Raw genomic sequence first — 19214 nt, 5'->3', positions numbered from 1 at the left:
AGTAGTATATTGCCGGATGGTTCAATGGTGCCAGTTTTTATATTATGAATAGTCCGGTTGAAATTCCTTATAAAAGTTTCATTAAAATTGACAGAAATTCCGAGTCTGCCATTTATATGCAGATCACCAATCAATTAATTAATGCCATTCAGAGAGGTTTTTTACCATTTGGAACCAAACTACCGGGAACAAGAACGTTAAGCCTGACTTTAGAAGTTCATAGGAATACGATTGTTGCGGTGTATGATGAGCTTTTTGCTCAAGGCTGGGTAGAAAGCCTTCCCAATAAAGGAACTTTCGTGATCGGAAAAAATGACGAAAAACCAGTTCAGTTTGACGATTTTAACAAGATAAACCTTAAAAATTATCCAAAATTAACAGGATTTAGCTTTAAAACGTCTACGATTTTAGATAATCCTTTTGAGCATTCAGACTGTGAGTTTGTTTTTAATGATGGTGTTCCGGATATCCGTTTGACGCAAATTGATCAGCAATCCAGAATTTATAGTTCAACATTGAAAAGAAGAGCTCATAAAATTGGTCACTATAATCAAGATGGAAGTGAATTTTTTAAGAAACACCTTGCCCAATATTTAAATTTATCAAGAGGATTACCGATTTCCAATGACAATCTTTTGATTACTAGAAGTACTGAAATGAGTATTTATATTGTTTCTGAGATTTTGTTGTCTGAAGGAGATACTGTTTTGGTCGGAGCTTTAAGTTATTTTTCTGTGAATATGATTTTTCAGAAAGCAGGCGTAAAAATCATTACGATTCCTATTGATGATGAAGGGATTAATGTAGATGAAGTGAGAAAAATATGCCAGCAGCAGAAAATCAGGATGTTGTACCTGACTCCTCATCATCATTACCCTACAACCGTTACATTAAGCGCTCACCGAAGATTGGAGCTATTAAATCTTGCCAATGAATTCGGCTTCATTATCCTGGAAGATGATTACGATTATGATTTTCATTATGATAAAAGCCCGATTCTTCCTCTTGCAAGTGCCGATACGAATGGAATGGTTATTTATATCGGTTCTTTCGGAAAATCTTTGGCTCCGGGTTTTCGTACCGGATTTATTGTTGCTCCGGAAAATCTTATGATTGAAATGAGAAAATACCTTGGAATCATCGATCGGCAAGGAGATATTTTAATGGAACATGTTTTGGGAGAAATGATTGCTGAAGGAGAAATTAACAGGTATTTAAAAAAATCACTGAAAATTTATCAGGAAAGGCGGGATCATTTTGCTCAGCTAATTCAGGACCATTTCGGAGAATTTATCAGCTTTAAAAAACCAGCAGGAGGTCTCGCCATCTGGATGCAGCTGAATCGTAAAATTAATTTGATGCAGTTGAGTAAAAACTGTGCCCAAAACAATCTTTTTATTCCTAAAACGCTTCTGTATCAGAATAAAGAATTAACAGCGATGAGAATCGGTTTTGGAAACCTGAATACTGATGAAATGAAGAAAAGTATAGAAATCCTTTCTGAAAACGTAAGGAAATTGTTAGATTAATGCATTGAAAGAATCACAAAACCTCAAATAAAATGATAGTCTTGTGATTCTCAGAATATAATTAATCGAGTATTTTTTTCATCATCAAATCAGTCTGTTCATCATTTCCTAATCTGAAAATATGTTTGTCGAACTCTACGAATCCATTTTTCTTATAAAAATTAACTGCTCTCAGGTTTTCATCCCAAACTCCCAGCCAGATATATTTTTTCTTTTCCTCCTGAGCGATTTCCAAAGCTTTATCATATAAAATCTGTCCCACTTTTTTACCGTGATGACTGCTTTTTACATAAATTCTTTCAATTTCCAGAGAAGTATCATCCTGCAATTCTGTTTGTGCTCTTCCTGAGTTTAGTTTTAAATAACCAATCGGGACATCTTCTTCCCAGGCAATAAAAAAATGGGAATCCGGATTGTTGATCTCAGCAGTTAATTTTTCCGAAGCAAAGCTTTTGTTCAGATAATTTTGCATTTCTTCTTCAGCATTATGTTGAGCAAAAGTTTCCCTTCCAAGCTTTTGGATGGTTTCCAATTCGTTAAGACCGGCTTTACTGATGATTATGGATGACATGATGAAAACGGTTTTTTAAGAAAATAAAATTTTGTTGAAAGCTTCGGAAGCTAAGTGAACTTGCACCGTCCAGTCATCAGCGGCATCACTTCCTGCATCATCCGAAATGTATTTTAGGCAAAGGAACGGAATGTTTTCTTTCATTGCTATTAATGCTAAAGGATACGCTTCCATATCCACAATATTGTAAGCGGTTTCAGAGTGATTCATTTCAAAACTGTCACCACTTCCACAGATACCTTCCGGAAGATCATTCTTCTTTAATCCGTATTCTAAAACAGGCGGAATTCCGGACAGCGGAGTTTCATATAAACTAAATCCAAGACCTCTTACATCCATATCACGCTGAATGAATTTGGTACAGCAGATGACTTCTCCTTTTCCAAAATTTTTACTTCCTGCAGATCCCAGATTAACGATTAGTTTTGGCTTTTTCCGATGAATTTCTTTGGTGAGTTCCATTGCGGCATTTACTTTCCCGATGCCTGTAATTAATTTATTTTTATCATTAAACACTTTGCCTGCTTCCGAGTCCAAAGCAAAAACGAAAAGCGTGTCTTCAATAGGAAACTGATGTTGGTGGTTTACTGTTATCATTCGGTAAAAAAATTAAATTTCACATCCATCTGCATCACAAGAAGCTCCGTTATCTGAAAGATTTTTTAAAGGAGTAACCGTCTCATCATAAGTTTGCTGAAGGGCATTTGAAAAAAGTTCAACAGGCTGAGCTCCTGAAACGGCATATTTTCCATTCAAAATAAAAAATGGAACCCCGGAAACTCCGCTATTTCTTGCTTCAAGAATATCCTGGCTGATCTCATAATCGAATTCTTCTGTGGTTAAAGCTTGTTGCGCCTCTTCCTTATTGATTCCTAAAGATTCGGCTAAAGAAATTAGAGTGTCAAGATCTCCGACATTTTTCCCGTCAATGAAATGGGCAATGAAAAGAGCTTCCTCCATTTCATTCGCTTTATTGTGTTTTTTTGCTAAATGGATCAGTTTATGAGCCGAAAAAGTATTCGTAATTAAGGCTTTTTCAAAATTAAAATCAATTCCTGCTCCTTTTCCCATCTGCAAAACCTGACCGATCATTTGTTGTGCCTGAGCTTCTGGAAAACCCTTTTTTTCTCTGAAATATTCGATGGTGTTTTTAGTTTTTTTAGGATCTAAAGTAGGATCAAGCTGGAAACTCTTCCACTCTACTTCTACTTCATCTTTGAAAGGCAATTTTTCTAGCGCCTGTTCAAAATTATTTTTTCCGATATAACAAAACGGACACATCACATCCGACCAGATTTCTATTTTCATTTTATTTATTTTTAATTGAATTTATATGTACAAAATTAGTTCAAACTTAATCTTCTGCTAAACATTAAATGAGCGATTAAAGCCAATATTCCCATCGTTGCTCCTACCAAACAAACTCCACTCCATTGTGCGTATTGCCAAGCGATGGAAGCAGACCATGTTCCCAAAGAACCACCAATGAAGTAGGAAACCATATACACGGTATTTAACCTGTTGACCGCATTGGATTTAATTAAAAAATAATTGGTTTGATTCATAATGTGACTGGATTGTACTCCTAAATCTACCAAAATAACTCCTACGATCAATCCCCAATACGTTTCTCCTGCAAAATAAGTGAAAGCCCAGCTACCCAGAACAATCAGAAGAGAATACAGAATAATTCTATCTAAATCCAAAAAACGTTGGAGTTTCCCGACTTTCGCTGCTGCTAAAGCTCCGACTGCTCCTGCCAATCCGAAACTTCCTACAACGGATGAACCGGCATTGAAAGGCGGTTTTTCCATATGGAAGACCAAGGTCGTAAACAAGGCACACATTGATCCGAAAGCCATTGCACCACGGAAAGACGCCAGTCGTAAAACAGGCTGGGTTTTTGCCAAATGGAAAACGGATTTCATCAATTCTCTGTAAGTTCCTTTAAAATTGGGTTGCAGATCAGGGAGCATTTTATAGACTGCAAACCATACCAAAACCATGATTCCGGCTGCAATTCCGAACATGGCTCTCCAACCCCACATTTCTCCGACAATTCCCCCTACAAATCTGGATAAAAGGATCCCAAGCAATAATCCGGACATGACTATTCCGATATTGGATGATTTTTCTTTATCTGAAGACAATTCTGCTGCAATCGGGACAAATAATTGCGGAATGACAGAGGTTGCCCCGATCAACAGACTGGCAGCATACAACATCCACAATTCTTGAGCGAAAGTCATCCACAACAATGATGCAAAAACTAAAACCAGATCTATTAAAATGAGCTTTTTCCGAAAAAGTTTATCTCCCAAAGGAACGATTAGCAATAATCCGGCTGCATAACCGAGCTGTGTAAGAACCGAAATTTTACTTGCTGCACTTTCCGGAACATGTAAATCATCAGAAATAAGGGCCAGTAACGGCTGGTTATAATAGTTATTTGCAACAACAAGTCCTGAAATCACGGACATCAACCAAATAACAGTACGAGAGATACCGCTGGTAGAATTCATCTGCATAGTAAAATTTGCTACAAATTTAGTTATAGAAAAGGTGATTTTTGCCTGTTTCAGATTGTTAATAATTAATTGACACATTCATCCTATCAATCGGAAGCAGAAAATTCAAAGGTAAGGATTATTGAAATTTCACAAAAGCAAATTCATTTCGTTTTTAATGGTTTATCAGCTATTATCGGTTTTAGCAATGATCTGTATTGAGAAAAAGCTTTTTCTATTTTAAAAATAATGAAGAACTTTGCAGTATGAAAATTATACCATTAAAAGAAGGAAATTTTTCTACAAACAAGACGAAAGATTTCACGCTTTTAACAGACGAAAATAAAGATACCGTTAAAGGAATTAAAATGTCGGTCACTCCTTTTTTAATTATTACGGAAAAGGATGTCATTCTTTTAGATGCAGGAATCGGTTGGAAAAATGATGATGGAAGGACGGTCATTTCTGAAATTCTTGAACAGGAAAATATAAATCCAGGTCAGATCACTAAAATATTGCTTTCACATCTTCATAAAGATCATATTGAAACGGTTATAACGCGAACCGAACATAGCTTTGAGCCTACTTTCCCTAATGCTGAAATCTATATTCAAAAACGGGAACTGGGTTTTGCTTTAGAAAACAAAGGAAACTATTCTTTTGATTTTGATACGCTGGAAAAACTGATTGAATTGGAGAATATTGTCTGGATGGATGAAGACAAAGGTACTATCACAGAAGAAATTTCTTTTGAAGTTGTTGGCGGCCATACTCCTTTTATGCAGGTTTTCTGGATCAAAGAAGGAAAAGAAATTGTTTTTTACGGTGCAGATAATCTTCCTCAGGCATCGTATTTAAAATACCATCTTGCCTATAAAAGTGATTTTGACGGCAGAAAAGCAATGGAACTCAGATTAAAATGGCAAAAAGAAGCGATCGAAAATCATTGGAAAGTATTATTGTATCATGATCTTAGCAAAGCTGTTATTCAGTTTTAATTTAACTGAAAAAGCTTTTGTATCCCATAAAAAAACTCTTCTCAAATTTGAGAAGAGTTTTTTATTTATTCTTTAAAAATCGGCTTATTTGTGCTTCATTTTTCCGTTTTTAAATCTTTCACTTGCTGTTTGGTAGTAAGCAATAGTTTCTGCCACTAAAGTGTTGTTTTTAGAGCTTACTTCAGATAAAGCTTTGTCTGCTCCGGTAACATTGAATTGCTTTACTCTCCTTCTGTCATCAATTTGGGTAAATACATCGTTTTTCAGTAATCCTAATGTTCTGTAATTCCCAAGGAAAGCTCTTTCTTCTCCTGGTTTTGTTTGGTTGATATCTTTCCCGTACAAGCTAGTGCTGTAATTCCAGTTTAAATACCCGAATAACGTTGGCATAAGATCGATTTGAGAAGTTAGACGATCAATTTTTTCAGGTTGTTGATTAAGGTTATAAATAATCGCAGGAATATGATGTTTAGCGATATTAATTTCCCATTTTCCGGCGCTGCTTGCACAATGGTCAGCTACAATTAAAAATACAGTGTTTTTGAACCAAGGTTTAGTTTTAGCCGTCGCAATAAATTGTCCTAAAGCATAATCGGTATATTTTACAGCAGCATCTCTTTCTCCTTGCGGAAGGTCAATTTTACCTTTCGGGAATGTATATGGCTTATGATTGGAAGTCGTCATTACAAACTGAAAGAATGGTTTGTTTTGTTTGCTGCTGATATCAGCATATTTTATAGACTGCTTATAAAGATCTTCATCACAAATTCCCCATGCATTTTCAAAATTAACTTCCTGATCTTTTATCGCGTATCTTTTTGTTTTAATTTCATCGGATAAAGGATTTCCTCTGTCTCTGTCTACGATATCAAAACCTTGCCCTCCAAAAAAGTTATTCATATTATCAAAATAACCATCGCCACCATATATGAAATAAGGATGGTATTTTCTTGCCTGCAAAATAGTAGAAATTGAGAATAAATTCTGATTGTTTGGTCTTCTTACAATACTGTTTCCTGGTGTTGGAGGAACACATAAAGTAAGGGCTTCCATACCTCTTACCGTTCTTGTTCCCGTTGAATATAAATTGGTGAAAAATACACTTTCATTTGCCAGTTTATCATAATTGGGTGTAAGATTACTTTTATTTCCGAATTCAGTCAAAAATTCCGCACTGAAACTTTCAATGGCAATTAAAATAATATTCGGGTTCTGTACATTATTACCTTGAGTAAGTCTTGAAATATCGTCGTATTGCGTAGATGTATAGCTTTGATTGTTTTGTAAAAGGTTTTTCTTTAATGTTTTATAGGCTTCCTGATCAGATACTTTCGGGTAGAAAGTCTGGTAATCAAGTTCGTTTGATTTGAAAGCCGTTACAAAAGAAAATGCACCGTTTTTTCCCAGTTCGTTAACGATCAGGTTATTGCTGAATTCTGCCTGTTTATTTTTCAGAACCAAAGCTAAAATTACTGTAACAATTGCAAGAGGCAAGAAATATAATGCACGTAATGATAAAGGTTTTTTATCTGTAAAAGTATTTTTGAAAACCTTTAATTTTTTGAATACCACAAATGTCAGGACAATAAGAAGGATCAGAACTGCTGCAATAAGCGGTAAAGGATATGATTGGTTAATATTTTCCACCACTTCATACGTATAGATCAAATAATCTACCGCAATAAAGTTGAATCTTGCCCCAAACTCATCCCAAAACGGAATTTCAGCCAAAAGACTGAAGTAAATAATGATAAAGATGAGTGTGAAATAGAAATAACTGAAAATTTTGTCAAAAACTGAGCCTATGAACTTCTTTGGGAGTACTAAAAGGTAGGCTCCATACAAAAGTAGAAATAGCGATCCTATTGTAAAATCAAAGAGAAATCCGGTAAAAAAAGCTCTGAAAACAGAGAAAATACTAAAATCGATATCTTTTATCGAAACAATAAGAAAACCTGCTCTTATTAAAAATGATAAGGAAATGTATAAGACTAAAATACTAAACAAAGCAGAGAATCTGCCTTTGAACATCTTTTGATTCAGAGTTGAAAAAGCTTTTGAAACCATAGTTATTTTAAAAAATGTAAAGTAACTATTAAATTTTGGAAAAATTTTGAATTTGCAGAAAGTTTATTAAAAAAATGATAATTATTATTTAGTTTGAATCTTTTTATTTCTTTATTTGGTGAGTTCTTGGTTATATTTGCGAACAAACACATCATCAAATTTATAAAATGAAATTACCCATATCTACCCTTTTACTTATAAGCTCTACTCTATTGTTTTCACAGAAAAAATTACCGATTGTGAGATCGAATATACAGCTGGTTACCATAATAGAGAGTAATGAATTAAAAACAAGCTGGTCTTTGAATCCTAAAGTAAAACCGGACGTTTATACCACAGGAAAAAATGTGAAATTTAAACAAGTAAAATTAAAAACGGATATAGACTCTATTGAGGTAAAATTAAAACCTACAGAGAAGTTTGATTTTATAGTGCTTCTTAATGGTAAAGACTCTTGCAACACCCGATTTGAAAGTCCCGAGATCAAAAATTTTTCTAAGGTAAAACCTGTTCTGAAAGATACGATCCCTTTTATTCTTACTGAACAGAACAATATAAAAATTAAAGGAAGGCTTAATAATAAGTTTGATGTTGATCTGATGTTTGATACCGGAGCGATGGATTTTTACCTTATAAAAGATGCGATAAAGAAATACCTGAATCCTGAAGGACGAAAATTAACCATCAACGATATAAGTGATAATGATTTCAAGGTAGGAAATTTAGAATGGCAACATCAGCAAGTGTATCCGATTGAAACGACCGGACATGGTTGTGACGGGATGTTTGGATGGAATGTGTTTGACGGTAAAGTGGTAGAGATTGACTATGATAAAAATATCATCATTGTTCATTCTCAACTTCCTAAAATAGGCAAAGATTATGAAAAATTTGAAATGGAACTAATGAAGGAACATTTTTGTATTAATGCTGAAATGGAAGTCCATAAAAAAAAATTTAAGAGCAGGTTTTTATTTGATTCCGGGTTTCAGAAAACATTAATGCTGGATAATGGTTTAATTACAAAAAGCGGCTATCCAAAAGCTGAACTGCCTGTCATTGCAAAAACGGTGATGTATAATTCAAATAAGGACGAAATTCCAGTTGAAACTGTGTTGAATGAAAAACTGATTTTTGGAAAATATGTGCTGAAAAATGTACCGGCTCAAATCAATTCATATAATCAACCGGCTGGATTCAGTACTCATTTCTTAGGAGGTGAAATTTTAAAGCGTTTCAATACGATTCTGGATTTTCAGAACAATATAGTGTATCTGAAGCCTAATCATTTATTCAATACTGAATATAGCATTCCTAAAAACGAAAAATCTTAAAAATTACTATTAACAGAATAAGTTGAAGTAAAAATGGGCAAAGTTTCTTTGCCCATTTTCTATTGTGTTTTTAAAGATCAAGCTGTCTTTGAAATTCTTCGATATATTTGGCTAAATGCAGCCCATCTGCCAATCCGTGATGAGCTTCTATGGAAACAGGCATCATTTTTCTTCCGTTTTTAATACTGAATTTTCCAAAAGCAATTTTAGGAATACATTCTTTAGGGTCGAAATTTGTCGGATGCAGTATTGCACTAAAAGAATTCCACGGAATTGTAGTGTGTCTGATGTGATTAATCGGTAAAACATCATTACTAATTCCTAAACCCGTCGAATTTTGAACAGATTGTATTTCTTTCTGTAAGTTAGCATTAAAGGTTTCAAAATCCGAAGCGTAATGGAAAAATGAAAATCCAAAAGTTCCGTCCGGTCTTCCGATGGTTCCCCCAACATGTACCTCATCATATAAAATTACTTTTCCATCGACAATTCTGAGTTTTAATTCGTCTACGGTATTGATGGCAACCATTGATTTATAAAGATAAACAGCATAAAAAGAACAGCCTTTTTCTTTTGCATCATCATATGCCTTTGTGCAGTCAACCTCTGTCGTAAATCCGAAAAACGGACTTTTCATACCTGAGAAAAATTCAAAATGTTCTTTTCTGTTCCAACTTTCAAAATCGATTACCTTCATTAAATTTATTTTATGCAAATTTCCGTAATTCAAATCTAATAACACAGTACTTCTTACAAAAAAATAAGCCGTATCAGTAAAGACACGGCCTATTTAAATAAAAATCTAACTAGGGTTTATGAAGAAGAGTCAATTGCCAATTTTGGTTTGAAAGTCAATAGTAAATTTGAAATAAAATTTAAATGTACCAAGCAAGGCAAATTGACCGTTCACAATTCATTATTTCAAATATTTTTGTTTTAAAACGGCAATTTCTCTTGGTCCGATTCCCATTTCTACTTGGAAGAAGTTTTCTACGCTTCCGTATTTTTTGTTGATGGCTGCGAAGAAATTTCTGATTAATTCTGGCCTTAGTTCCATTTGCTGCTTGATTTCCGCTTCCGTTAATCCCGACATTTTTGAAAGTCCTGAATACATTCCTTTCATAGTAGGATTTTTCGCCAGATAGTAATTAGAAGCTACATAATCACTTTCAATTATATCCTGAGGAACGCCTAAAATATTCAGGAATAATGCAGAAGCCATTCCCGTTCTGTCACGTCCTCCCGTACAATGGAAAAGCAACGCTTCATCGGGTTTTAAGGTCAATAACTGAACGAATAAAGCTCTGTATCTTTCTCCAAAATAAGGTAATCCACCTTCTCCATACATATCAAACAAGAAATTCTTGTCTTTTAAAAATTTTGCCATATCCTGAGCAGTAGGAAGATTATTGCTTCCTGCAGGGCAAAGAATATAAGTAGTGTTTGCCGGAAGTCTGTCCTGTGCTTTTTTGGCCTCTTTCACTCCTCTGAAATCTACTACGGTCACGATTTTTTTATCTTTAAAAGTCTTTAAATCTTTCTCTGATAATTTATCGATCGCGTCACTTCTGAATACTTTTCCTAATGTTACTTCTTTTCCGTCAGAAGTTTTATAACCTCCTGTATCTCTGAAATTGTATGCACCTTCCATCTTTACGACACGTCTTGCGCTGTCTTTTATTTGTGCATGTCCTGAAATTCCTAATGTAGCAATTGCCAATGTTAAAATTATTTTTTTCATTTTTATAATAAGATTTTAGATTAAAATACCTGCCAACGAATTCCTATTTGTCCTCTGCTTCCATACCATTCGTGAGAAGTAATTCTTTGTTTATTGTCTCCCATGTATTGTCTTAAACTTTCGTTGTTGATGTTATTTAACTCTACAAATAGCTTAAGTTTCTTAGACAGATCATAGCTCGCAGAGAAGTCTATTGTAAAGTTTTTATCGGACCAGATGTAATACTGTGTTCCCAGTTGTTGATTAATAGATTCTACAGATTTACCTCTGTAATTTGCCGCAAGACGAACCATTAACTTGTTATTTTCATAGTAGAGAATAGCATTAAACATATTTTTGGACTGGTTAGGGAGTGTTGTTCTGTCAGAGATTAAGCTACCGTCTGTTCTTTGAACATCCACCTTTGAATCGATATAAGAATAGTTAAATTCAACCCCGAAACCACTGAAAAAGCCGGGTAAGAAATCGAAACGCTTGTTGATTCCTGCTTCAAAACCTACTAAACTTGCATCATTAAGGTTTTTAGCCTGTTTTACCAGATAGTTGTTTCCATCAATATTCATCATAGAAGCATCATCAAAAATTACATCCGATACTTTTTTATAGAATACTCCTCCGGAAAGAAGACCGATATTATCGAAGTAATACTCTCCCATTAGATCGAAATTATCACTGAATGTTGGTTTCAGATCCGGGTTTCCTTTTGTAATTACATTGGGTGTTGTGGTATTGTCAATGCTTACTCCCGGAGACATATTTCCAAAATTAGGTCTTACGAATGATCTTGTATAGGCAAATCTTACGTTCGCTTTTGGAGTAAAATTATATTTCATGTGCAACATCGGTAAGAACGCATTATAATTACTTTCTACCGTTGAAGGAGAGATAATCGTTTCAGTTCCTTGTTTTGTAGATTTTGAACCATTTAATGTTAATCTGGTAGATTCATTTCTAAAACCTCCCACAATTTTAAAGTTCTCAGATGCTTTTATTTCTGCCATTGCATAGGTTGCCATTACATTTTCTTCACCATTGTAAACACTTGTTGCATTACCCGCTGCATTGGAAAAATCTTTGAAGTTATTTTGTGACAGGAATCCCGGAGAAAACAAGTCAAAAAGCTGTCCTTTTGTGGGTGGATTCATAATATAGGTATCTAAATTATTATTCATTCCTCCTAGGAACTGGGTTCCTTGTGCTGCCGGTTCAGTTGAGAGTTGGGATAAGCTTAGTAAATTTGCTGTTGTAGGAGCATACACCTGATTGTATCCATACGTACTGTTTCTTTGTTTTGCTCTATATTTTGCGCCTGCTTTTAAAGTAATATTAGAATTGAGTTCATATTTTAGATTAACTCTTGCAATTCTATCGCGTTCGTTGTTGTCTAATTTTGCAATAACCAATTGTGAAAGCAATAATTTATCAGCGCTCATTACTTCTGCCGGATTGGAAACATCTGAACTGTAATCTAAATAATTTCCTCCAATTCCGTTAGGAGAATCGAATCCCCAATATCTTTTTCCATTGGTTAGATTATTAAAACCACTTGCAATTTTCTGTCTGAAAGTAGCAATAGGTAATCCTTTGGTATCATTGGTTGGAGGTGTATCTAAGAAGTAATTTGCCTGATAATTGCTTGCCATCCAATCCAAACTTAGTTTTGGTGCTAAAGTATGCTCTCCTCCTAATTCCATCCCGTATAATTCGGTCTGATAATGAGAATATCTGAAATTATACTGATATCTTTTATTGGTGTAATCTACATAAGATTCGTATACGGGACGAATGTCATCGAACTTATTGTACATTCCACGGAAATACACTTTGTTATTGGCGTTAAATTTATATTCTAACCCTCCATTTAATCCGATCGTTCTTCTGGTTCCCATATAGCGCTTCATCATGATCGTATTGATAGACTTACGCTCTGTATTAGATAACCCGGTATTATAACTTACGTCAAAAGCATCCGCTCCCCATTGTCTGTCCCAAATAGCTCCTGATAAGATTACCCCTAATTTATTGTTGAAGAAACGGTCACCATATACGATTGAACCATTATAAGTTCCGTTCTGTGAAAAAGTATTATATCCACCTGCTCCGCTCACACTTAGAGTTTTTCTTGCAGGTGTCGTTCTGGTGATAAAATTGATGCTTCCACCAATGGCATCTGCATCCATATCCGGAGTTACGGCTTTTGAAACCTGTACAAACTGAATTAATTCAGACGGAACAACATCTAGAACAAATGATCGATTCCCCATTACATTGGCACTTGGTAATCTGTTTCCATTAAATAAAGCTGATGTCCAGTAAAAAGGAGTTCCTCGTACCGTCGCTTGATCTGCCTCCCCGTGATATCTTGCTACAGCAACACCCTGAACTCTTTGTACCGCTTCTGCCGCATTTCTATCCGGAAGTTTTCCGATCGCATCGGCTGCAATGACTTCCATGATGGCATTGTTATTTTTCTTGATTTCGTAAGCTTTTGCCTGAGTTAAAGCATTAGGTCTTGAAATGACAACCTGTTGAATATCGTTTACCTTATCCTTGCTCTTCTTTTCTTCAGGAGTAATGGTGATGTAACCGATATCATTGGTCCCTTCTTTTATAGTGATTGGGAAAATTTTTGTTTCATATCCAATATATTCAACTTTAAGATTAATTTCTCCCAATGTTGGTGAAAGAAGATTGAAATCTCCGTCCAATGAAGAAATTGCTTTTGCGTCTGCATCTACAATTGAGATATTAGCTCCCGGAAGTGCTCCGTTTGTTTTACCGACAACAGTTCCTTTGATGGATTGTGCATGGATGGTTCCCAAAGATGCCATTAGAAAAAATGCAGAGATCTGAATGATTCTTGACTTTTGTTTTGAAAAACCAATTGAATTGTTCATAGATTTTTTTTTGATGCAAATTTGGGCTGCTAATCGCATCTATTCGTCCGAAGGAAAAAATCAGATTTCAGAACGTGTCACTCGTTGGATTTGTACTTTTAATTAATTGTTTATCAGATATTTAAAATTATTTAACTATTTGTTATTTATTTATGAACCTAATATTAAATCATAAATTAAATTTTTAATAGATAAATAATAGACTTGTGAATGATGCAATGAAGATTTTGTATTTATTTTGTGAAAACCTAAGGAAGAATGCAGTATATAGTTATTATTGGGGCTTTTCAGGCACTTGTAGCGCTTTGGCTTTTACAGTTCAGAGAAAAAAAATCGCAATCAAATTATCTGTTTATTTTTCTACTTTCTGCCATTGCGGTTCATTTAACCATTAAGTTCGTCATCTTCAATTTTATTCCTGACGAAAGTATCAGACAACAGATGAATACGTTCATTGGGGTTTGTTATGGACCTTTGATCTATTTATATACTTTAAGCAAGACCAAAAAAGAATTTTCCATTGCGAGTAAATGGTTTATATTCATTCCGCTTTTCATGTTGATGATCGCTTATTTTACTATTTCCTGTGTGTTTGTTATTCTCAATCATGCCGATCAGAAGCTACTCGATTTGTACAACAATTTCAGTTTATATTTAATATTTACGATTAATCTGTATTATCCTTTGAAGAGTATTTTAATTGCCAGAAAAACTCAAGTAGAAAACCTTGAAAAGATTGAATATGATGTCATTACAAGAATTTCTTACTGTATACTTTTTATGGAATTTGGGGTAATTGTTTCCAAAACCCTGCTTTATCTTTATCCTGAAGAAAATCAGTTAATTAACTTATCAATTAGAAGTGTTGCTTACTTTTTATTATTAATCATCTGTCTTTTAATTGTAAGAAAAAGCTTAAAAACGGAAACTTATTCTCTGAAAATAACTTCAGATAATAGTATGAAAGTATTTGTTAATCAAAATAATGATGAAGGACATGTAGTATTAAATAAAGTTGATTACGAAATAAAATTCAGTGAACTCTGGCAAAAGATGGATCAGTCTGTGAGGCAAAAACAATTGTACAGAGATTGTGATTTGAATCTTGATCAGTTGGCGCTAAAAACAGAAATCAACAAATATCAGATCAGCGAAATGTTGAATGGTTACAAACACAAACCATTCTACCGTTACATTAACGAATATCGTATTGAATATTTCAAAAATATAGTAGAAAAAGCAATTGAAAGCAATGAGAATATTAACTTTTTATCTTTTGCTTATGAAGCCGGTTTTAAATCAAAATCGTCTTTTAACCGATATTTTAAAGAAATAATTGGCAAAACACCATCAGAATATTATAAAAGCTTTTCGAATGAAAATAAGCAGCACAGCTTTGAAATCAGTGCATAAAAAAATCATTTTCTAAGGTGAAAATGATTTTATATTCAAAAATAAAGTTGTCTTACGTTATTTATCTGTTACAAAATTCTTCTTTGCCAGTTCTTTTCTTACACGGCTCAAACTTTCTGGCGTAATGCCTAAATAGGAAGCAATCATCCATTGTGGAACTCTTAATAATAAATCCGGATACATTTTAATGAATCTCAGATATCTTTCTTCAGCAGTTTCCCCCAGCAAAGAATTGATTCTGTTTTGAAGGCTTCTAACGTGCTTTTGAAGTAAAATATCATTATTAGGAGCAATATTAGGGAATTGTTTCACCAGTTTTTTGAAAAAATCAGGTTGTAATAATAAAACTTCAGAATCTTCTACCGCTTCAATATAATAGACTGATTTTTCATTAAAATAAAGGCTGCTTCTATCAGAAATCAACCAGCTTTCCGGCGCAAACTGAATAATGTGCTCTTTTCCATTCTTATCGATGGAATACATTCTGAGCAAACCCTTTTCTACAAAAAAGTTGTATCTGCAGACTTCTCCGTATCGTAAAAGGAAATCATTTTTAGCCACTTTTTTAATTTCATAATGAAGGCTGCATGTATTCACATTTTCTACGGGAACTTCGAGAATGTTTGCTAAATAAGTATTAATATTTTTCATTATGATAATAGATTTATAGAAATATTTTGGTGAGAAGCATCGTTAATTACTTTTCCGTCTTCTATCACAAGCAGTTGCGGACTTTCATGCCTTATTCCAAGATCTTCCGCAATTTTATTGGAAAGAGGTCTGTAAGCGAGAAGGTCTAAAAAATACAAATCTGCAACCTCATCAATATTTTCATGATTTTCTATCTCTCTTTCAAAATTCTTCAATACCGTTCTGCTGATAAAACAACTCGTAGAATGTTTGAATATGGCAATTTTTCCGGTGCTCGAATTTTCCATGGCAATTTTTAAATCATCTTCGGATTTTATTGTTTTCCAAAATGATTTTTGCTCTTTTGCCTCTTCTTTTCCTCCGAATATTTTATCAAAAAAACTCATACGTTAAATTGTTTAAGATGATGGTCGAGATGTTTATATTCCAAAAAACCCCAATCTTTTTCTTTCATGCTGCCAAAAAGAACGTGTTCTTCAGGCAAACGCTTATTTTCAAAGGCTTCCCAGTAAGAATCCAGTGTTTTTAGAAGGTTACTTTTTGCCTCATCAAAATTACATTCAAAATTAACGATTAGTTTTTGAAAAGTAGGCATATTATGGGGAATTCCGTTGTCAAAAATTTGCATTTCTTTTTTGGTAAAGATTCCTATGATTCTGAAAAGATAATTAATATTTGGGAGATCAATATTCCGAAGGGGAACTTGCAGTACCAAATCACAATGACAGAGCATTTGAGAGACCTTCATTCTCCCCCATTTCTTCTCAGAACCAGCTGAAAGTTTAGAGATTCTTGTTTTAATCTCGTCAAAAAAGTCTCTGTTATGAAGTGTCTTTTTTACCAACCTTTTTCGTTCTTCAAATTTTCAATATGTGCAAAATGATGATTACAATGCCAAGCGTATAAGGCAAGGCAGTTTTTTAAATCATAATCGGTATTTTGCTCAGGATGATGAAAGGTTCTGTTTAATTGTTCTTCAGACAGACTTTTTAGCAAGACAGTCCATCTTTGATGAGTTCCTTTAAGCATTTTTAAAGAAGATTTGATAGGCATTGTTGCACTATCGGCAAGCTCAGCCCATTTTGCTTCGTCATAAGGTTTTATGGTAGGGTTTTCCTCTGTTAAAGCAAGTTTGAATCTTGTAAAACTATTGATATGGCTATCTGCAAGGTGATTGATAAGTTGTCGTACCGTCCATCCACCTTCTCTGTAAGGCGTATCCAGTTGTTCATCTGACCAGTTTTCGACTAGTTTTTTTAATCTTTTCGGAAAATCGCTGATCACATTGATAAATTCTGATAGTTTCTCAGTGCTTATAATTTCGGGTTGCAGAAACTGACCTATCGGAAATTTTTTTTGATCTAAATTACTCATAAACAATTTTGATGATTTAAAAGATTACTGATTTGTCTAATGCTTTAATTTGAGACAATTTATTGAGGATTAGTTTTGTAAATGTATCAAAAATTCAAGAATTTTAAACACAAAAAAAGCTTCAATTCTATAAAAATTGAAGCCTTTATTATGTAAAGTCAGCTATTAATAACCGTGTAAATTGATATCCTCAGTTCTTTGCAAAGTAACTTTCTTTCCCATTTTCTTTTGAATCACGCGGAAATGCTGTAATTCATCATCGGTAAGGATACTAATGGCGGTTCCCTTCTCATGGGCACGTCCGGTTCTACCGATACGGTGGACATAATCTAAAGGCGAACGCGGCAGCTCATAATTGATAACGTAAGGCAAAGCTTCAATATGGATTCCACGACCAATTAAATCCGTAGCAACCAGGATCTGAGCGCCTTTTCCTTTAAATTCTTCCAGATTATTTCTACGCGCACCCTGCGATTTCTGACTGTGAATGGCAACCGCTTTGATTTTATTCTTTTTCAGTTTTTCTACCAGATTATCTGCAGATCTTGTAGATGAAACAAAAATTATAGCTTTTTCAATATTTTTTTCCTTAATTAAATATCGTAAAAAAGGACCTTTATTCTCAGGAGCAACATGATAAGCCAACTGCTCGATATTATCAATTTCAACTTCTTCTTTTTTGATTTCAATAATCGTAGGATTGATTGATAAACGTTCCTTCATTTCGGAAACTTTGTCATTTAAAGTTGCCGAAAATAAAGTAGTTTGCTTTGCTACAGGCATCATCGCAAAAAGCTTATTCATTTCCTCGCCGAAACCTAATTGAAACATTTTGTCTGCTTCGTCAATCACCAAATGCTGAATTCTGGAGATGCTCAAAGCATTGTGATCAATTAAGTCCAATAAACGACCGGGTGTTGCAATAAGAACTTCCACCCCAAACATTCCTTTCATTTGCGGATTGATGGAAACCCCTCCGTAAACAGCCATGGTACGGATGTCACGCTTCAGGTTCTCTGTAAAAGCTTTAAAAACTTCGTCAATCTGAATGGCCAATTCACGGGTAGGAACCAATATTAAAACCTGAACATTTCGATCTTTTTTAACTTCTTCATTCTGTAATTTTTCTAAAATTGGCATCACAAAACAAGCTGTTTTTCCGGAACCGGTCTGTGCAATTCCCATCAGGTCTTTTCCTTGTAAAATAACGGGAACAGCCTGTTCCTGGATTGGAAATGGCTTCAAATACCCCAATTTTTTAACGGAACGAATAATATTGTGTGATAATCCTAAAGATTCAAATGACATAAAAACTTATTTAATGCAAAGATAAGCTATTGATATGGTATATCCGGAATAGGAAAAAACGATTGGGTTTTATTATTAAAATGCCGATTTGTCCGAAAATTCAGTTTTGGGCAAATTTTTGAGGATTAGTTTTTGTAAATTTATCAAAAATTCGAGAATTTTAAAATATGAAAAAAGCATTAATAATAGTCGATGTACAGAATGATTTTTGTGAAGGAGGTGCATTGGCTGTTCCGGGAGCAAATGAAGTAATTCCTTATATCAATCTTCTGATGGAAGAAAATGAATATGATCAAATTGTTCTTACACAGGATTGGCATCCTGCAGATCACAAAAGTTTTGCAAGTAATAATGGCAGAAAAGTAGGAGAAAGCATTATTTTAAATGGTGTTCCTCAGTTTATGTGGCCGGATCACTGTGTGCAAGGAACTTTTGGGGCAGAGTTCCATAAAGATCTGAACAGAGATAAAGTGACTCATATTATTCAGAAAGGTAAGAACACGGAAATCGACAGTTACAGCGGTTTTCAGGATAATAATCACTTCATGAAAACTGGTTTAGATGATTTTTTAAAATATCATGAAATTCAATTGGTTGAGATCGTAGGGCTAGCAATGGATTATTGCGTGAAATTTACATGTACAGATGCAGTGGCAAACGGATATATAACGTGTCTGCATTTCAACGGAACGCGTGCTGTTAACGTGAAACCGGAGAACGGAAGAGATGCCATTTATGAGATGATTCAAAAAGGCGTGACTGTTTTGGGATAGTTTTTTATATTAAAGGCTTCGACTCCGCTCAGCCTGGCAACACTAATACTA

Annotated in this window: 18 protein-coding genes; 5 read left to right on the top strand and 13 right to left on the bottom strand. The window is 34.4% G+C overall.

What is annotated here, in order from left to right; genetic code table 11:
• The first annotated feature begins 44 nt into the window (after positions 1 to 44).
• Positions 45 to 1529, top strand: a complete 1485-nt coding sequence (gene pdxR, locus LV842_RS01550) for a MocR-like pyridoxine biosynthesis transcription factor PdxR (RefSeq protein WP_233109703.1) — start codon at positions 45 to 47, stop codon at positions 1527 to 1529.
• Between the two features lie 61 nt (positions 1530 to 1590).
• Here the strand turns inward: pdxR and LV842_RS01545 are convergent, their stop codons facing one another.
• Genes LV842_RS01545 through LV842_RS01530 form a run of 4 tightly spaced genes read right to left on the bottom strand, consistent with a single transcriptional unit; the run spans position 1591 to position 4655 of the window.
• A complete protein-coding gene (locus LV842_RS01545; RefSeq protein WP_233109702.1) occupies positions 1591 to 2100 on the bottom strand; it encodes a GNAT family N-acetyltransferase in 510 nt (169 codons plus the stop codon).
• Positions 2101 to 2115: 15 nt separating this feature from the next.
• On the bottom strand, positions 2116 to 2697 hold the full coding sequence (locus tag LV842_RS01540) for a 5'-methylthioadenosine/S-adenosylhomocysteine nucleosidase family protein (RefSeq protein WP_233109701.1): 582 nt from the start codon (positions 2695 to 2697) through the stop codon (positions 2116 to 2118).
• Between the two features lie 12 nt (positions 2698 to 2709).
• Positions 2710 to 3408, bottom strand: coding sequence for a DsbA family oxidoreductase (locus tag LV842_RS01535; protein ID WP_233109700.1), 699 nt, complete (start codon positions 3406 to 3408; stop codon positions 2710 to 2712).
• A gap of 35 nt (positions 3409 to 3443) precedes the next feature.
• Positions 3444 to 4655, bottom strand: a complete 1212-nt coding sequence (locus tag LV842_RS01530) for an MFS transporter (protein ID WP_394801194.1) — start codon at positions 4653 to 4655, stop codon at positions 3444 to 3446.
• 218 nt (positions 4656 to 4873) lie between these two features.
• Here LV842_RS01530 and LV842_RS01525 point away from each other — a divergent pair, with 218 nt between their 5' ends.
• Positions 4874 to 5605 carry an MBL fold metallo-hydrolase gene (locus LV842_RS01525; RefSeq protein WP_233109698.1) on the top strand — a complete coding sequence of 244 codons (732 nt, stop codon included), beginning with the start codon at positions 4874 to 4876 and terminating at the stop codon, positions 5603 to 5605.
• Positions 5606 to 5689: 84 nt separating this feature from the next.
• On the opposite strand, the gene LV842_RS01520 is transcribed toward LV842_RS01525, so the two are convergent.
• Positions 5690 to 7672, bottom strand: coding sequence for an LTA synthase family protein (locus LV842_RS01520; protein WP_233109697.1), 1983 nt, complete (start codon positions 7670 to 7672; stop codon positions 5690 to 5692).
• Between the two features lie 167 nt (positions 7673 to 7839).
• On the opposite strand from LV842_RS01520, the gene LV842_RS01515 reads away from it, so the two are divergent.
• A complete protein-coding gene (locus LV842_RS01515; protein WP_233109696.1) occupies positions 7840 to 9006 on the top strand; it encodes a hypothetical protein in 1167 nt (388 codons plus the stop codon).
• 70 nt (positions 9007 to 9076) lie between these two features.
• Here the strand turns inward: LV842_RS01515 and LV842_RS01510 are convergent, their stop codons facing one another.
• The 3 genes from LV842_RS01510 to LV842_RS01500 all read right to left on the bottom strand — a co-directional run bounded on the left by LV842_RS01510 (position 9077) and on the right by LV842_RS01500 (position 13644).
• Positions 9077 to 9703, bottom strand: coding sequence for a chloramphenicol acetyltransferase (locus LV842_RS01510; RefSeq protein WP_233109695.1), 627 nt, complete (start codon positions 9701 to 9703; stop codon positions 9077 to 9079).
• 219 nt (positions 9704 to 9922) lie between these two features.
• On the bottom strand, positions 9923 to 10747 hold the full coding sequence (locus tag LV842_RS01505; RefSeq protein ID WP_233109694.1) for a tyrosine-protein phosphatase: 825 nt from the start codon (positions 10745 to 10747) through the stop codon (positions 9923 to 9925).
• Positions 10748 to 10767: 20 nt separating this feature from the next.
• Entirely contained in the window at positions 10768 to 13644 is a 2877-nt protein-coding gene (locus tag LV842_RS01500) for a TonB-dependent receptor (RefSeq protein ID WP_233109693.1), read from the bottom strand.
• Positions 13645 to 13902: 258 nt separating this feature from the next.
• Here LV842_RS01500 and LV842_RS01495 point away from each other — a divergent pair, with 258 nt between their 5' ends.
• Positions 13903 to 15057 (top strand): helix-turn-helix domain-containing protein, encoded by a 1155-nt coding sequence (locus LV842_RS01495; protein ID WP_233109692.1) that lies wholly within the window; start codon positions 13903 to 13905, stop codon positions 15055 to 15057.
• A 57-nt stretch (positions 15058 to 15114) separates the two neighbouring features.
• On the opposite strand, the gene LV842_RS01490 is transcribed toward LV842_RS01495, so the two are convergent.
• The 5 genes from LV842_RS01490 to LV842_RS01470 all read right to left on the bottom strand — a co-directional run bounded on the left by LV842_RS01490 (position 15115) and on the right by LV842_RS01470 (position 18390).
• A complete protein-coding gene (locus tag LV842_RS01490) occupies positions 15115 to 15708 on the bottom strand; it encodes a Crp/Fnr family transcriptional regulator (RefSeq protein WP_233109691.1) in 594 nt (197 codons plus the stop codon).
• Positions 15708 to 16094, bottom strand: coding sequence for a bacillithiol system redox-active protein YtxJ (ytxJ, locus tag LV842_RS01485; protein ID WP_233109690.1), 387 nt, complete (start codon positions 16092 to 16094; stop codon positions 15708 to 15710). Before ytxJ ends, LV842_RS01490 begins: the two co-directional genes overlap by 1 nt.
• Positions 16091 to 16552: a DUF1569 domain-containing protein gene (locus LV842_RS01480; protein WP_233109689.1), complete on the bottom strand. Its 462-nt coding sequence runs from the start codon at positions 16550 to 16552 to the stop codon at positions 16091 to 16093. Before LV842_RS01480 ends, ytxJ begins: the two co-directional genes overlap by 4 nt.
• Positions 16546 to 17082, bottom strand: a complete 537-nt coding sequence (locus LV842_RS01475; protein WP_233109688.1) for a YfiT family bacillithiol transferase — start codon at positions 17080 to 17082, stop codon at positions 16546 to 16548. Before LV842_RS01475 ends, LV842_RS01480 begins: the two co-directional genes overlap by 7 nt.
• A gap of 165 nt (positions 17083 to 17247) precedes the next feature.
• The gene (locus LV842_RS01470) at positions 17248 to 18390 is read right to left on the bottom strand and encodes a DEAD/DEAH box helicase (protein WP_233109687.1); all 1143 of its coding nucleotides are present in this window, start codon (positions 18388 to 18390) and stop codon (positions 17248 to 17250) included.
• 167 nt (positions 18391 to 18557) lie between these two features.
• Between LV842_RS01470 and pncA the strand changes: the two genes are divergently transcribed.
• Entirely contained in the window at positions 18558 to 19163 is a 606-nt protein-coding gene (pncA, locus tag LV842_RS01465; RefSeq protein ID WP_233109686.1) for a bifunctional nicotinamidase/pyrazinamidase, read from the top strand.
• Positions 19164 to 19214 lie beyond the last annotated feature (51 nt).

It is taken from the genome of Chryseobacterium gwangjuense (assembly GCF_021311115.1).
Lineage (GTDB): Bacteria > Bacteroidota > Bacteroidia > Flavobacteriales > Weeksellaceae > Chryseobacterium > Chryseobacterium gwangjuense.
This window is presented reverse-complemented; position numbering and strand designations above follow the sequence as displayed.